Origin of the sequence: Streptomyces sudanensis (genome assembly GCF_023614315.1) — a bacterium.
Lineage (GTDB): Bacteria > Actinomycetota > Actinomycetes > Streptomycetales > Streptomycetaceae > Streptomyces > Streptomyces sudanensis.
In genome coordinates this window covers 1,601,155-1,615,722 of record NZ_CP095474.1, presented here as the reverse complement: position 1 = coordinate 1,615,722, position 14,568 = coordinate 1,601,155, and the positions used below count along the sequence as shown (strand labels likewise).

Annotated in this window: 13 protein-coding genes and 3 pseudogenes; 13 read left to right on the top strand and 3 right to left on the bottom strand. The window is 76.0% G+C overall.

The genetic code is table 11. The features are described 5' to 3' along the window. Positions 1–71: 71 nt before the first annotated feature. Both MW084_RS07450 and MW084_RS07445 read left to right on the top strand, forming a co-directional pair. A complete protein-coding gene (locus tag MW084_RS07450; RefSeq protein ID WP_010471090.1) occupies positions 72–1,214 on the top strand; it encodes a glycosyltransferase family 4 protein in 1,143 nt (380 codons plus the stop codon). Between the two features lie 96 nt (positions 1,215–1,310). Continuing rightward, positions 1,311–2,135 (top strand): hypothetical protein, encoded by an 825-nt coding sequence (locus tag MW084_RS07445; RefSeq protein WP_010471088.1) that lies wholly within the window; start codon positions 1,311–1,313, stop codon positions 2,133–2,135. An 18-nt stretch (positions 2,136–2,153) separates the two neighbouring features. Here the strand turns inward: MW084_RS07445 and MW084_RS07440 are convergent, their stop codons facing one another. Next, positions 2,154–3,950, bottom strand: a complete 1,797-nt coding sequence (locus MW084_RS07440; protein WP_010471085.1) for an AMP-dependent synthetase/ligase — start codon at positions 3,948–3,950, stop codon at positions 2,154–2,156. Positions 3,951–4,213: 263 nt separating this feature from the next. On the opposite strand from MW084_RS07440, the gene MW084_RS07435 reads away from it, so the two are divergent. The 7 genes and pseudogenes from MW084_RS07435 to MW084_RS07405 all read left to right on the top strand — a co-directional run. Continuing rightward, positions 4,214–4,990 carry a metallophosphoesterase family protein gene (locus MW084_RS07435; protein WP_010471083.1) on the top strand — a complete coding sequence of 259 codons (777 nt, stop codon included), beginning with the start codon at positions 4,214–4,216 and terminating at the stop codon, positions 4,988–4,990. A gap of 58 nt (positions 4,991–5,048) precedes the next feature. After that, entirely contained in the window at positions 5,049–5,495 is a 447-nt protein-coding gene (locus MW084_RS07430) for an SRPBCC family protein (protein WP_010471081.1), read from the top strand. 38 nt (positions 5,496–5,533) lie between these two features. After that, positions 5,534–6,656, top strand: a pseudogene (locus MW084_RS07425) (ArsA family ATPase); the annotation flags it as partial. A gap of 45 nt (positions 6,657–6,701) precedes the next feature. Next, positions 6,702–7,160 carry a DUF5304 domain-containing protein gene (locus MW084_RS07420; RefSeq protein ID WP_010471265.1) on the top strand — a complete coding sequence of 153 codons (459 nt, stop codon included), beginning with the start codon at positions 6,702–6,704 and terminating at the stop codon, positions 7,158–7,160. Positions 7,161–7,235: 75 nt separating this feature from the next. Then, positions 7,236–8,177 carry an ROK family glucokinase gene (locus tag MW084_RS07415; protein WP_010471263.1) on the top strand — a complete coding sequence of 314 codons (942 nt, stop codon included), beginning with the start codon at positions 7,236–7,238 and terminating at the stop codon, positions 8,175–8,177. 94 nt (positions 8,178–8,271) lie between these two features. Then, positions 8,272–8,415 (top strand): annotated as a pseudogene (locus tag MW084_RS07410) (endonuclease/exonuclease/phosphatase family protein); the annotation flags it as partial. Between the two features lies 1 nt (position 8,416). Beyond that, a partial coding sequence (locus MW084_RS07405; RefSeq protein WP_275563524.1) for an endonuclease/exonuclease/phosphatase family protein occupies positions 8,417–9,027 on the top strand: 611 nt, incomplete at its 5' end. Between the two features lie 11 nt (positions 9,028–9,038). Here the strand turns inward: MW084_RS07405 and MW084_RS07400 are convergent. Then, positions 9,039–9,698 carry a hypothetical protein gene (locus tag MW084_RS07400; protein WP_010471259.1) on the bottom strand — a complete coding sequence of 220 codons (660 nt, stop codon included), beginning with the start codon at positions 9,696–9,698 and terminating at the stop codon, positions 9,039–9,041. Next, a complete protein-coding gene (locus tag MW084_RS07395; RefSeq protein WP_010471258.1) occupies positions 9,691–10,494 on the bottom strand; it encodes an alpha/beta hydrolase in 804 nt (267 codons plus the stop codon). Before MW084_RS07395 ends, MW084_RS07400 begins: the two co-directional genes overlap by 8 nt. A 175-nt stretch (positions 10,495–10,669) precedes the next feature. Between MW084_RS07395 and MW084_RS07390 the strand changes: the two are divergent. The 4 genes and pseudogenes from MW084_RS07390 to MW084_RS07375 form a co-directional block, all read left to right on the top strand. Continuing rightward, positions 10,670–11,469: pseudogene (locus tag MW084_RS07390) on the top strand (lysophospholipid acyltransferase family protein); the annotation flags it as partial. A gap of 24 nt (positions 11,470–11,493) precedes the next feature. Further along, entirely contained in the window at positions 11,494–12,702 is a 1,209-nt protein-coding gene (gene macS / locus MW084_RS07385; RefSeq protein ID WP_010471255.1) for a MacS family sensor histidine kinase, read from the top strand. Continuing rightward, positions 12,699–13,373, top strand: coding sequence for a response regulator (locus tag MW084_RS07380; RefSeq protein WP_010471254.1), 675 nt, complete (start codon positions 12,699–12,701; stop codon positions 13,371–13,373). The genes macS and MW084_RS07380 overlap by 4 nt, the downstream gene beginning before the upstream one ends. Before the next feature lie 117 nt (positions 13,374–13,490). Then, positions 13,491–14,486: a 2-hydroxyacid dehydrogenase gene (locus tag MW084_RS07375; RefSeq protein ID WP_010471253.1), complete on the top strand. Its 996-nt coding sequence runs from the start codon at positions 13,491–13,493 to the stop codon at positions 14,484–14,486. Positions 14,487–14,568 lie beyond the last annotated feature (82 nt).

The window sequence follows — 14,568 nt, the reverse complement described above, 5'->3', positions numbered from 1 at the left end:
GTGGCGGTCTGGGAATGGGGCGGTACGGTGCGCGAGCGGTGCGGGCGGGCCGTTCGGTACTGTCGGCCGCGATGCACAAGACGCTGATCGTAACGAACGACTTCCCGCCCCGCCCCGGTGGGATTCAGGCGTTCCTGCACAACATGGCGCTGCGCCTGGACCCCGACCGGGTGGTCGTCTACGCCTCCACCTGGAAGCGCGGGCGGGAGGGTGCGGAGGCCACCGCGCGGTTCGACGCGGAGCAGCCCTTCCGGGTGGTGCGGGACCGTACGACGATGCTGCTGCCCACGCCGCGGGTGACCGCGCGGGCGGCCGGGCTGCTGCGGGAGCACGGCTGCACGTCCGTGTGGTTCGGCGCCGCCGCGCCGCTCGGCCTGATGGCGCCGGCGCTGCGCCGGGCCGGCGCCCGCCGCCTGGTCGCGACCACCCACGGCCACGAGGCGGGCTGGGCGCAGCTGCCCGTCGCGCGGCGGCTGCTGCGGCGCATCGGCGAGGGCACCGACACCCTCACGTACCTCGGGGAGTACACGCGCTCCCGGATCGCCGCCGCGCTCACCCCGGAGGCGGCCGGGCGCATGGTGCGGCTGCCGCCCGGCGTCGACGAGAAGACCTTCCACCCCGGCTCGGGCGGCGACGCCGTGCGCGCCCGGCTCGGGCTGGCGGACCGGCCCGTCGTCGTGTGCGTCTCGCGCCTCGTGCCGCGCAAGGGCCAGGACACGCTGATCCGGGCGATGCCCGAGGTGCTGGCCGCCGTGCCGGACGCCGTCCTGCTGGTCGTCGGCGGCGGCCCGTACGCGAAGGACCTGCACCGCCTGGCCCGCGAGACCGGGGTGGCCGGCGCCGTGCGGTTCACCGGCCCGGTGCCCTGGGAGGAGCTGCCCGCGCACTACGGGGCCGGCGACGTGTTCGCGATGCCGTGCCGCACCCGGCGCGGCGGGCTGGACGTCGAGGGGCTCGGCATCGTCTACCTGGAGGCGTCCGCGACGGGCCTTCCGGTCGTCGCCGGCGACTCGGGCGGCGCCCCGGACGCGGTCCTCGACGGCGAGACCGGCTGGGTCGTGCGGGGCGGCTCCCCGCGGGAGGCCGCCGAGCGGATCGTGCCCCTGCTCCAGGACCCCGGGCTGCGCCGGCGCATGGGGGAGCGGGGCCGCCGGTGGGTCGAGGAGAAGTGGCGCTGGGACCTCCTCGCGGAGCGCCTCCAGGACCTCCTGTAGCCGTCGCCCCGCGGCGCCGCGTACCGTTCGGGGCAACCTCGCGGGCCCCTCGGGCGTCGTACGGGTGCCGGCGGTCGACGGAAGAGGAGGACGGGGATGCCCGGAGCGGTGAGGAGCGCGGCGGTCGCCGTCCTGATGGCGGTGCCGCCCCTCGCGGTGTCGCCCGTCGCGGTGCCGCCCCTCGTGGCGTCGCCCGCTGCCGCGTCGCCCGCCGCGGTGCCGCCCCTCGTGGCGTCGCCCGCTACCGCGCCGCCCGCCGCCGCTTCGCCGCCGTCGGAGGAGCTGCCGGAGTGCATACCGTGGAGTCAGCAGGTCGACCATCCCGACCACGACAATGAGCCGGACAGCGTCTTCGACTTCGCCTTCCTCGGCGCCCCCGAGGAGATCCGGCCGGGCAGCGGCCCGCACGCCTTCCGGGTGCGGATCACCGACTTCGACGTGACACGGCCCAGCCGGTGGGACCTCGACGTGGTGGACGTGCGGAACCGCGCGCGCCACGTCCCGGAGGCGAAGGTCCAGTACGCCGACGCGCGGGGCGCCTGGCACACCGTGACCTGGGAGGACCTGCAGGACGCGCCGGACTTCCCGGTGCCCGGCGGCAGGCACCTGTACGACCTGGCCCTGCGCGTGGAGGTGGGCGCGGAGGCGCGGGTCGAGAAGGCCGCCCTGATCTTCTCCGCCGCGAAGGAGGAGATGCCCATCGAGTGGATGCCGCGCTGCCTCGACATCGCCCGCTCCAACGACCCCGCCACCACCTCCGCGGAGACGGAGCGCCCGCGGGCCCGCGCGGGCGGGGGCAGGGAGGACACCGGCCCGTCGGCCGTCGGCGCCGCCCTGGCCGCCGCCGCGGGCGCCGGTCTCGCCGCCCTCGCGCTGCGGTACGCCCGCCGGCGCCGCGGCGCCCGGAACAAGGGGGCCTGACGGGCCCCCGGGGCCGGCTCAGCCCCGGTAGATCGCCTCGATCTCGTCGGCGAAGTCCTTCGCGACCACGCTCCGCTTCAGCTTCAGCGACGGCGTGATGTGGCCGGCCTCCTCCGTGAACTGCGTGGACAGGACGCGGAACTTGCGCACCGACTCCGCCTTGGACACGGCCGCGTTGCCGTCGTCCACGGCCCGCTGGACCTCCGCCAGCAGCTCCGGGTCCTCCCGCAGCCGCGCCGCCGTCGACCCGGCCGGCTTGCCGTGCTCGGCCGCCCAGCGCGCCAGGAACTCCTCGTCCAGCGTGATCAGCGCGCCCACGAACGGCCGCCCGTCGCCGACGACCATGCACTCCGCGACCAGGGCGTGCCCGCGGATGCGGTCCTCGATCACCGCCGGGGCGACGTTCTTGCCGCCCGCGGTGACCAGGATCTCCTTCTTCCGGCCGGTGATGGCCAGGTAGCCGTCCTCGTCGAGGGTGCCGACGTCGCCGGTGTGGAACCAGCCGTCCGCCAGCGCCTCGGCGGTCGCCTCCTCGTTGTTCCAGTAGCCGGCGAAGACGTGCTCGCCGTGCAGCAGCACCTCGCCGTCGTCGGCGATCCGCACCTTGGAGCCCGGCAGCGGCTGGCCCACCGTGCCGATCTTCTGCCGGTCCCAGGGGTTGAACGCGGTCGCCGCGCACGACTCGGTCAGGCCGTACCCCTCCAGGACCGTGAAGCCGACGCCGCTGAAGAAGTGGCCGAGCCGCTCGCCCAGCGGCGCGCCGCCCGAGATCGCGAACTCGCAGCGCCCGCCCAGCACCGCGCGCAGCTTGGCGTACACCAGCACGTCGTACAGCTTGTGCCGCAGCCGCAGGCCGAGGGACGGGCCGCCCGGGGCGGACCTGGCCCGGCTGTACGCGATGGCGGTCCGCGCGGCCCGGTCGAAGATCTTCCCCTTGCCCGCCGCCTGCGCCTTGGCGCGGGCCGAGTTGTAGACCTTCTCGAAGACCCGGGGCACGCCCAGGATCAGCGTCGGGCGGAACGACGCCAGGTCGTCGGTGAGGTTCTTGATGTCCGGCACGCAGCCGAGCCGGATCGGCGCCAGCACCGCCGCGACCTCGACCATGCGGCCGAAGACGTGCGCGGTGGGCAGGAACAGCAGCACCGACGAGCGGCCCGTCCGGAACAGCGGCCCCAGCCGCTCCACGACGTTGCCGCACTCGGCGAAGAAGTTCCGGTGGGTCAGCACGCAGCCCTTGGGACGGCCCGTCGTGCCGGACGTGTAGACGATGGTCGCCACGTCGTCCGCCCGGGCGGACGCGCCGCGCTCGTCGAGCGTCCGGTCGGAGACGTCCCGGCCGACCGCGACCAGCTCCTCGACGGCGCCGTCGTCGATCCGCCACACGTGCCTCAGCTCCGGCAGCGCGCCGCGCACCGACTCGACCGCCTCGGCGTGGGCCGCGCTCTCCACGATCGCCGCCACCGCGCCCGAGTCGCCGAGGATCCACTGGATCTGCTCGGGCGAGCTGGTCTCGTACACCGGCACGGTCACCGCGCCGGCGCTCCAGACCGCGAAGTCCATCCGCACCCACTCGTAGCGCGTGCGGGACATCAGCGCGACCCGGTCGCCGGGCCGCACGCCCTGCGCGATCAGCCCCTTGGCCGCGGCCCGCACCTCGGCGAGGAACTCCCGGGCGGTGACGTCCACCCAGCCGCCGGCGGCCTTGCGGGCCATCACGGCCACGTCCGGGTGCTGCGCGGCGTTGCGGCGGACGAGGTCCGTCAGGTTGCCGTCCGCGGGGACCTCGTACAGGGCCGGAAGGCTGAACTCGCGCAAGACTGCTGCTCCTCATCGGGCGCCGACGCCACGCCTCTGTGCGATGCGCCGGCTCACGGCCCCCCTCGGACACGCGCCCGGGACGGGCACGGTGGGACCGCCCGGACGTTACCCACCAGTATCGGGTCCTCGGTAGGGGGGTCCGGCGAGATGTTCGCTGCATCACACATGATTGGCACTACTTCGCGCACAGTAGTCCACTCCTGTCACGACTCGGAAGTAACCGCTGGCCCCCCTCACGCGGGGACGTAGGGTGGGGTCCCATGCGAGTCCATGTGGTCAGCGACGTGCACGGCAACGCCCGGGACCTGGCCGCGGCGGGCGACGGCGCCGACGCCCTGATCTGCCTCGGCGACCTGGTGCTCTTCCTCGACTACGCGAACCAGGCCCGCGGCATCTTCCCCGACCTCTTCGGCGAGGAGAACGCCCGCCGCATCGTGGCCCTGCGCACCGCCCGCCGCTTCGACGAGGCCCGCGCCTTCGCCCACGGCCTGTGGGAGGAGCTCGCGCGGCGCGGCGTCGACAAGGCCGCCGCCCTGGAGTCGGCCGTCCGCGCCCAGTACGCCGAGCTGTTCGCCGCCTTCCCCGCGCCGACGTACGCCACGTACGGCAACGTCGACGTGCCCCGGCTGTGGCCCGAGTACGCCCGCCCCGGCACGGCCGTCCTGGACGGCGAGCGCGTCGAGATCGGCGGCCGCGTCTTCGGCTTCGTCGGCGGCGGCCTGCCCTCCCCGATGCGCACCCCCTACGAGGTGCCGGAGGAGGAGTACGCGGCGAAGGTCGAGGCGCTCGGCGAGGTCGACGTGCTGTGCTCGCACATCCCGCCGGACGTACCGGAGTTGACGTACGACACGGTCGCCCGCCGCTTCGAGCGCGGCTCCACCGCCCTGCTGGCCGCGATCCGCCGGGTGCGGCCCCGGTACGCGCTGTTCGGGCACGTCCACCAGCCGCTGGCCCGGCGCGTGCGCGTCGGCGCCACGGAGTGCGTCAACGTGGGCCACTTCGCCGCCTCGGGACGGCCGTGGGCCCTGGAGTGGTGACCTGCGCGCACGCGGTAGCCTTCCCCCACGTAACGAGCCCCGCGGAGGAGCCACAGCGATGGCCGAACACACCAGCTCGAGCATCACGATCGAGGCGGCGCCCGCCGAGGTCATGGGCGTGATCGCCGACTTCGCGCGCTACCCGCAGTGGACGGGCGAGGTGAAGGTGGCCGAGGTCCTGTCGCGGGACGCGGCCGGCCGCGCCGAGGAGGTCAGGCTGCTGCTGGACGCCGGCGCGATCAGGGACGACCACGTCCTGGCGTACACGTGGGCCGACGACGAGGTCTCCTGGACGCTGGTGAAGTCGCAGATGCTGCGGGGCCTCGACGGCTCCTACCGGCTCGTCCCGCTCGCCGGCGGCACGCGCACCGAGGTCACCTACCGGCTGACGGTGGACGTCAAGATCCCCATGCTCGGCATGATCAAGCGCAAGGCCGAGAAAGTCATCATCGACCGGGCCCTGGCGGGCCTGAAGAAGCGCGTCGAGTCGGCCGCCGGCGCCTGAGCCCCGGCCCGCCCGGGAGGGCCCGCTACCGTGCACGCATGCGCACCCTCCTCGTCACGGGGCCCGGCGGGGCCGGCCGGTCCACCGTCGCCGCCGCGACGGCCCTGGACGCGGCCCGCGAGGGCCGGAAGGTCCTCCTCCTGACCACCGACCCGGTCCGCGCCCTCGCGGACGCCGGCGACGGCCCCGCCGTCCGCCGCCCGGACCCCGCCGCCGGCTTCCGCGACGCGGTCCTCGCCCTCCAGGCCCGCGCCGCCCCCGCCCTGGACCTGCTGGGCGCGGTCCCCCTGGACGGCGACGAACTCACCCCCCTCCCCGGCAGCGACCACCTCGCGTACCTGAAGGCCCTGCGCGACGCCGCCCGCGGCGACTTCGACCTCCTCGTCGCCGACCTCCCGCCCCTGCCCGAGGGGATCGCCCTGCTCGCCCTGCCCGGGCAGCTCCGCCGCTACCTGCGCCGCCTCCTGCCGCCCGAGCGCCGGGCGGCCCGGGCCCTGCGCCCGGTGCTGGCCCGCCTCGCCGGCGTCCCCGCGCCCCCCGACGGGCTGTACGAGGAGGCCGCCCGCGGGGACGCCGGGCTGGCCGCCGTGCAGGAGCTGATCGGCGCCCCGGACACGAGCGTCCGCCTCGTCGTCGAACCCGGTCCCGCCGCCGCCGGAGCGCTGCGCACCGCCCGCGCCGGCCTCGCCCTGCACCGCCTCGCCCTCGACCGGGTCGTCGCCAACCGCGTCCTGCCGGCCGCGTCCCCCGACCCGTGGCTCGACGCCCTCGCCGCGCGGCAGCGGAGCCACCTCGCGGAACTGCGCGGGGGCGGCGCCCCCGCCGTGTGCGAGGTCCCCCACCTGGGACGCGACCCGCGCACCGCCGGGGACCTGGCCCTCCTGGGCCGCCTCGCCCCCGCCGCGCCCGCCCCCGCGCCGGAGTGGCCGGTGGAGGACCGCCGCGGCACCGAGGGCGTACTGGTGTGGCGCATCCCGCTGCCCGGAGCGGCCCGCTCCGACCTGGGACTCGTCCGGCGCGGCGACGAACTCGTCCTCACCGTCGGCCCGTTCCGCCGCGTCGTCCCGCTCCCCGCCGCACTGCGCCGCTGCGCCGTCGCCGGCGCCGCCCTCCGCGACGGCGAACTGCTCGTCCGGTTCGCCCCCGCCCCCGGACTGTGGCNNNNCACCCCNTGAACACCGCCCCCGGTCGGGTACCGTCGATGGCATGAGCGATGCCACCCCCAGCCCCGGCCCCTTCGAGGACGACGCCTGGGCACGCGCCTGCGCCGAGGACCTGGCCGCCGAGCGGGCCCGCCGCCGCGGCCAGGGTGGCCCCCCGCCCGGTTCCGCCGCCGAGGAGCTGCGCAAGCTCGTCGACGCCGTCGCCGACAAGGTCTCCTCGCTCGGCGCCCCGCTGCTCGGGGCCGGCGCGCAGAGCGCGGTCCGGCAGGTCGTCGCGCAGGCGAAGTCCGCGATCGAGCCGGTCGTCGAACGCAACCCGGAGGTCTTCGACCACCTCGCCGCCGCGGGCGGCGAACTCCTCGCCGCCTACCGCTCCGCCGTCGAGGGCCACGAGCGCCGCTGGACCCGGGGCCCCGCGGCGCGGGCACCCCGGGACCCCGCCCCCGAGGACGGCGGCGAGGACGAGGGCCCGCAGGGCAGCCACCGCATCGACCTGGACTGATCCTGGGGCGAACAGGTGGGCGACCCCCTCGGGTACGGTGGGGCGCAGCGGGCCCGACCGACAACTGAGGGACACATGGGACTCACCATCGGCGTCGACATCGGCGGTACGAAGATCGCGGCCGGCGTGGTCGACGAGGAGGGCGCCATCCTCGACCTCCACAAGGTGCCCACCCCTTCGACGCCCGAGGCCATCGTCGACGCGATCTGCGCGGCCGTCTCCGAGGCGGGCCGCGGCCACGACGTCGAGGCCGTCGGCATCGGCGCCGCCGGCTACGTCGACGACAAGCGCGCGACCGTCCTGTTCGCCCCCAACATCCACTGGCGGCACGAGCCGCTGAAGGACAAGGTCGAGCAGCGCACCGGGCTGCCGGTCGTCGTGGAGAACGACGCGAACGCCGCCGCCTGGGGGGAGTACCGCTTCGGTGCCGGCCAGGGCCATGCCGACGTCGTCTGCGTCACGATCGGCACCGGCCTCGGCGGCGGCATCATCATCGGCAACAAGCTGCGCCGCGGGCGGTTCGGCGTCGCCGCCGAGTTCGGCCACGTCCGGGTCGTCCCGGACGGCCTGCTGTGCGGCTGCGGCAGCCAGGGCTGCTGGGAGCAGTACGCCTCCGGCCGGGCCCTCGTCCGGTACGCGCGGCAGCGCGCCAACGCCACCCCGGAGAACGCCCGGATCCTGCTCTCCCTCGGCGACGGCACGCCCGAGGGCATCCAGGGCAAGCACATCAGCGACGCCGCCCGGCAGGGCGACAAGGTGGCTGTCGACTCCTTCCGCGAGCTGGCCCGCTGGGCCGGCGCGGGCCTCGCCGACCTGGCCTCCCTGTTCGACCCCTCCGCGTTCATCGTCGGCGGCGGCGTCTCCGACGAGGGCGAGCTGGTCCTCGACCCGATCCGCAGGTCGTTCCGCCGCTGGCTCGTCGGCAGCCGGTACCGGCCGCACGCCCAGGTCCTCGCCGCCCGGCTCGGCGGCAGGGCGGGCCTGGTCGGCGCGGCGGACCTCGCCCGCCGGGACTGACCCCCTCCGCGTCCCGTCCGGCGCGGCCCCCGCGGCGGCGGGACGCCCGGGCGGTCTCCGCCGGGGGCGGCGGGCGCTGCCGTATCGTGCCCGCATGGAGCTCACCGCACTGCCCGGCTCCCGCACCGACCCGGACGGCTCGGCCGTGGTCCGGGTGCTCGTCTACAACGTCCGGTCGATGCGCGACGACACGGACGCCCTGGTCCGGGTCGTGCGCGCCTGCGCCCCCGACGTCGTCNTCGTCCAGGAGGCGCCCCGCTTCTTCCGCTGGCGCCGGCACGCCGCCCGGCTCGCCGCCGGGAGCGGACTGCTCGTCCTCGGCGGCGGCGCCCCCGCCGCCGGGCCGCTGCTGCTGTGCTCCCCGCGCGTCACCGCCGAACGGACGCGGGACGTGCTGCTGCCGCTCACCCCCGGCCTGCACCGGCGCGGCTTCGCCACCGCCGTCGTCCGGATCGGCGGCGCCCGGCTCGGGCTGCTCAGCTGCCACCTCGGCCTGCGCGGCGACGAACGGTACGCGCAGGCGGGCATGGTGCTGGACGAACTCGCCGCGCTGGGCGTGCCCCACGCGGTCGCCGGGGGCGATGTCAACGAACCCCCGGGCGGGCGCTCGTTCCGCCGGCTCGCCGCCGGACTGCGCGACTGCCGGGCGGTGCGCCCCTGGGGCGGCGAGCACACCTTCCCCTCCGGCGACCCGCGGCGGCGGATCGACGCGGTCTTCGCCACGAGGGGCGTGGAGGTGCTGGGCTGCGGCGTGCCGGCCGGCCTGCCCGGCGTCACGGCCGGGGACCTGAGGGCGGCGACGGACCACCTGCCCGTGCTCGCCGCCCTCCGCGTGCCGGCCGCCCCCTGACGGCGGAGGCGTCAGACGACCGCGCCGCGCCCCGGATCGTCGTCGTCCTCGTCGCCGTCCCTCATCCGCGTCACCAGCGTCGCGAAACCGCCCAGGAACCCGCCGACGCACAGCGTGGCCAGCCACCACGTCATGTCCCAGCCGAGCAGCACCGCGAGCAGCATCAGCACCGGCCCGCCGATCACCCCCAGCCAGCCGAACTTCGCCGCCGGGTCCGCCTCGGGCAGCGGCGGCGGCTCCGGCGGCACGAAGTGCCCCTCGTCGTCGCCGTCCGCCGGCTCGTAGTCGCGCGGGCCGCGCGGGGCACCCGGTCCGACGCCCGGTGCGAACACGACGGAGCCGCCCAGCACCGGCCCGCCCGCCGCACCGCCTCCTGCCGCGCCCCGCCCGCCGCGGCCGTCGTCCTGCGGCTCCCCCTCCGGCGGCACCGGGTCCTCCGCCCGGTCTTCCGCGGGGTTCTCCGCCGGGTCCTCCGCACGCCGGAGCGGCTCCCGGCCCGGCGGGTCCACCGCCTCCCTCTCGTACGCGGCGACGATCGCCGCCCAGGCGGCCTCCTCGTCGATCGGCGTCCGGGCGCCGTCGGCCGGCCCGGGGCCGGTCCGGCCGACGGGGCCGTCGTGCCGCTCCCGGTCCTCCTCGCGGTCCGCGTCCGCGTCGTGCTGCTCAGCCACCGGTCGTGCTCCCCTCCCTGTCCCTGCCCGGGGCGGCGGGCCCGCCGCCCTCCGGAGCGAGCCGGCCGACGAACGCGTGGCTCTCCTCGAAGATCCGCTCCGCGTCGTGGTCCAACGTCGCCACGTGGTAGCTCTGTTCCAGCAGGACCTCCGTGACGTCGACGGAGGAGACACGGCTCAGGACGCGCGCCGAGTCGGCGGGCGGCACGACGTGGTCCCGCGGCGAGCGCAGCAGCAGGAGCGGCTGCGTCACCCGGGGCAGCTCCGCGTCCACCAGGCGCAGGAACCGCCGCAGCGAGTGCGCCGCGTGCAGCGGCACCCGGTCGTAGCCCAGCTCGTCCATCCCGTCCTTCGCGATGTCGTTGACCAGCCCGCTCGTCGACGGCACCAGGTGGCGCAGAATCGGCAGCGCGTGCGCCGCCACGCCGTGTACCCGGTTCGCCGGGTTCACCAGGACGAGGCCCGAGACCGCGTCCCCGTGGCGGGCCGCCAGGCGCAGCGCCAGCGCGCCCCCCATGGACAGCCCGAACACGAAGACCCGGGAGCACCTCCCGCGCAGCGCGTGCAGTTCCCGCTCGACCTCCGCGTACCAGTCCTGCCATCCGGTGACCCGCAGGTCCCGCCACCGCGTGCCGTGCCCGGGGAGCAGCGGCACCGACACGGTCAGGCCGCGCTCGGCGAGGTGCTCGGCCCAGGGGCGCATCGACCGGGGCGAGCCGGTGAAGCCGTGGCAGAGGAGCACGCCGACCTCGCCGCCCTCGCGGCGGTACGGCTCGGCTCCGGGGACGACCGGCACGGAGGTCTCCTGTTCGGATCGGGTGGCTCGCGGACGCGTACCTCACCGTACGCGACCGCGGTGGCACCGACCAGGGCCGCCCGCACCGGCGGCGCCGCCCCGGGCGGGTGGGGGAGGAGTGCCCGGGCGGCCCACGGGTTAAGGTCTGTCCGACGGAACACGGGAGGAACACGAGTTGATCTACGGCGCTATGAAGTTCGCCATCGGAGGGTCGCTGAAGCTCGTCTTCAGGCCCTGGGTGGAGGGCCTCGAGAACATTCCCGCCGAGGGGCCGGCGATCCTCGCGAGCAACCACCTGTCGTTCTCCGACTCCTTCTTCCTCCCGGCGGTCCTCGACCGGAAGGTCACCTTCATCGCCAAGGCCGAGTACTTCACCTCGCCCGGGGTGAAGGGCAGGCTCACCGCCGCGTTCTTCAAGGGCGTCGGCCAGCTGCCGGTGGACCGCTCGGGCGCCCGGGGCGCCGGCGACGCCGCCGTGCGCAGCGCCATCGGGGTCATCAGGCGCGGCGAGCTGTTCGGCGTCTACCCGGAGGGCACCCGCTCCCCGGACGGGCGGCTGTACCGCGGCAAGACCGGCGGCCTCGCCCGCGTGGCGCTGGCCACGGGCGCGCCCGTCATCCCGATCGCCATGATCGACACGGAGAAGATCCAGCCGCCCGGCCAGGTCGTGCCCAGGCTGATGCGCCCCGGCATCCGCATCGGCAAGCCGCTGGACTTCAGCCGCTACCAGGGCATGGACAACGACCGCTTCATCCTCCGCTCGGTCACCGACGAGGTGATGTACGAGATCATGAAGCTGTCGGGCCAGGAGTACGTCGACGTCTACGCCACGGTCGCCAAGCGGCGCATCGCCGAGGAGAAGGCCGCCGGGGCGTCGGGCGGGGCGGAGGGCGCTTACACACATCGGGCAGGACCGAGGACGAGGCCGGCTGAGACCGGGCGAGGACGCACGGCCCGGCGCCCGCAGGGCGGGCGNNGGGCGTGCGCGGGGTGGGAGAGATGACCGGGCGCGAGCGGGTGGTCCGCATGTCCGTGGAGCAGCCGCTGTGGCGTGCGCTCACCGCGTACCGCGTCCTCACCATGGTCTACGCGGACCTCCTCGCCGCGGTCAACCGCGACGACTTCGAGCGGCCGTGGGTCGCGGTCGGCTTCCTCGCCGCGATGAGCGCGTGGACGCTGGCGACCCTGCCGAAGGTGTCCGGCGCCGCCCGCTGCACCCGGCGGTTCCTCGCCGCCGACCTGGCCCTCGCGCTGACGGGCATCCTGCTCACCCCGCTCGCCGACAGCGACGCCCAGGCGCAGGACGGCCCCACCCTGCCCGGCATCTGGACGGCGGGCGCGGTCCTCGCCTACGCGATCAAGGGCGGCTGGCGCTGGGCGGGCTTCGCGTCCTCGCTGGTCGCCGTCGCCAACGTCGTCCAGCGCGGCGAGCCCAGCCGCGACACGCTCCACAACGTGCTGCTCGTCTGGGTGGCGTCCATCGCGATCGGCTACGTCGTCGAGGTCGCCCGGGCCTCCGAGCGGACGCTGGCCCGGGCCCTGGAGATCGAGGCCGCCACCCGCGAGCGGGAGCGCCTGGCCCGCGACATCCACGACTCGGTCCTCCAGGTGCTGGCCATGGTGCAGCGCCGCGGCACCGCTCTGGGCGGCGAGGCGGCCGAACTCGGCCGGATGGCGGGGGAGCAGGAGGTCGCCCTGCGCACCCTGGTCGCCGGTGGCCTCGACCGGCCCTCGCACGTCTGCGAGGACGCCTCGCAGGGGGCCGTCGTCCGCCTGGTCGAGGAGCCGGACGAGCCGGACGGGGAGGACCGGCAGGACCTGCGGGCCCTCCTGGCCCCGCACGCCGGCTCCCGCGTCACCTTCGCCGAGCCGGGCGCCCCGGTCCTGCTGCCCCGTCCCGCGGCGGCCGAGCTGGCCGCCGCCGTGGGCGCCGCCCTGGACAACGTGCGCAGGCACGCGGGGCCCGGCGCCCGGGCGTGGATACTCGTCGAGGACTGGCCGGACGAGGTCGTCGTGACCGTGCGCGACGACGGGCCGGGCATCCCCGAGGGGCGCCTGGCCCGGGCGGAGAGCGAGGGCCGGCTCGGTGTCGCCCAGTCCATCCGCGGCAGGCTGCGCGACCTGGGCGGGACGGCGGAGCTGGTGTCGGTGCCAGGACAGGGCACGGAAGTCGAGTTGAGGGTCCCCCGGGGGAAGGCGGAGCGATGACGGAACGGCCGATCAGGGTGATGGTGGTCGACGACCACCCGATGTGGCGGGACGCCGTGGCCCGCGACCTGGCCGAGGCCGGGTTCGACGTGGTCGCCACGGCCGGCGACGGCGACCAGGCCGTACGCCGGGCCCGCGCCACCACCCCCGACGTACTGGTCCTCGACCTGAACCTGCCGGGCCGGCCGGGCGTCGAGGTGTGCAGGGAACTCGTCGCCGAGGGCGGTGCGCCCCCGCGGGTCCTGGTCCTCTCCGCGAGCGGGGAGCACGCCGACGTCCTGGAGGCCGTGAAGTCCGGCGCCACGGGGTACCTGGTGAAGTCGGCCAGCACCGCCGAACTCCTCGACGCGGTGCGGCGCACGGCCGAGGGCGACGCGGTGTTCACGCCCGGCCTCGCCGGCCTGGTCCTCGGCGAGTACCGCCGCCTGGCCGCCGAACCCGCCCCGGCCCGGGGCGCCGCCGAGCCGGGCGCGCCCCGCCTGACCGACCGGGAGACGGAGGTGCTGCGCCTGGTGGCCAAGGGCCTGAGCTACAAGCAGATCGCCGAACGGCTCGTCATCTCCCACCGCACGGTCCAGAACCACGTCCAGAACACCCTGGGCAAACTCCAGCTCCACAACCGCGTCGAGCTGGTCCGCTACGCCATCGAGCGCGGCCTGGACGACGCCTGACACCGGCGTCCCGGCCATCCGGCGCGCGTCCCGCCCCGGGCGGGCGCGCCGGGCGGCCGGCACCCGGCACCGGGCCGTATATTCGCGGTGACCGCGCCCCGACCAGCGGGAGGCACCGTGGACGTCCTGGCCTTCGGCGTGCAGACCGACGAGAAGCCCCTCCTGGAGCGCGCCTTCGCGGGCCGCCACGGCCTGCGCTGCCTGGACGTCTCCCTGAACCGGGACACCGCGCCCCTCGCCGCGGGCCACGAGGCCGTCTCCACCAGCGTCAACGCCGACCTCGGCGCCGACGTCCTGCGCACCCTCGCCGCCGGCGGCACCCGGATGGTCGCCCAGCGCTCCACCGGCTTCAACAACATCGACCTCGACGTCGCCGGCGAGCTCGGCCTGACCGTGGCCCGCGTCTCGTCCTACTCGCCCTACTCCGTCGCCGAGTTCGCGTGGACGCTCGCCATGGCGGTGAACCGCCGCGTCGTCCGCGCCGCCCACCGCACCCGCGACTTCGACTTCCGCCTCGACGGCCTCCTCGGGCGCGACATGCGGGGCCGCACCGTCGGCGTGCTCGGCACCGGGAAGATCGGGGAGGCGTTCACCCGGATCGGGCACGGCTTCGGCATGCGCCTGCTCGGCTGGGACCTGGTCGAGAACCCGGCCTGCCGGGAGCTCGGCATGACGTACGTCGGGAAGGACGAGCTCCTCGCCGCCTCCGACCTGGTCAGCCTGCACGTGCCGCTGACCCCGCGGACCCGGCACCTGCTGGACGGCCCCGCCCTCGACCTGATGAAGGACGACGCCATCCTGGTGAACTCCAGCCGCGGCGGCCTCGTCGACACCGACGCCCTGGTCGCCCGGCTGCGCGCCGGCCGGTTCGCGGGCGTCGGCCTCGACGTCTACGAGGCGGAGGCCGGGCTGTTCCACCACGACAAGTCCCTGGTGGGCATCGACGACGACACCCTGGCACGCCTGATGACCTTCCCGAACGTGCTGGTCACCAGCCACCAGGCGTACTACACCGCCGAGGCGGTGGGCGAGATCGTCGAGGCGACGCTGCGCAACGTCACCGACTACGCCGAGGGCCGCCGCGGCGGGAACGTACTGGTCCCCGCGGGCTGACCCGGAGCGCCCCGGCCGCGGGGCCGACGTACGCACCGGCCCCGCGTACGCGACGGCCCGCGGCGCCGCGGGCCGTCCCCGG

What these genes read in the sequence shown, in the direction of transcription:
- MW084_RS07450 (WP_010471090.1), top strand. Translation starts at nt 72, where the DNA reads ATGCACAAGACGCTGATCGTAACGAACGACTTCCCGCCCCGCCCCGGT.
- MW084_RS07445 (WP_010471088.1), top strand. Translation starts at nt 1,311, where the DNA reads ATGCCCGGAGCGGTGAGGAGCGCGGCGGTCGCCGTCCTGATGGCGGTG.
- MW084_RS07435 (WP_010471083.1), top strand. Translation starts at nt 4,214, where the DNA reads ATGCGAGTCCATGTGGTCAGCGACGTGCACGGCAACGCCCGGGACCTG.
- MW084_RS07430 (WP_010471081.1), top strand. Translation starts at nt 5,049, where the DNA reads ATGGCCGAACACACCAGCTCGAGCATCACGATCGAGGCGGCGCCCGCC.
- MW084_RS07420 (WP_010471265.1), top strand. Translation starts at nt 6,702, where the DNA reads ATGAGCGATGCCACCCCCAGCCCCGGCCCCTTCGAGGACGACGCCTGG.
- MW084_RS07415 (WP_010471263.1), top strand. Translation starts at nt 7,236, where the DNA reads ATGGGACTCACCATCGGCGTCGACATCGGCGGTACGAAGATCGCGGCC.
- macS (WP_010471255.1), top strand. Translation starts at nt 11,494, where the DNA reads ATGACCGGGCGCGAGCGGGTGGTCCGCATGTCCGTGGAGCAGCCGCTG.
- MW084_RS07380 (WP_010471254.1), top strand. Translation starts at nt 12,699, where the DNA reads ATGACGGAACGGCCGATCAGGGTGATGGTGGTCGACGACCACCCGATG.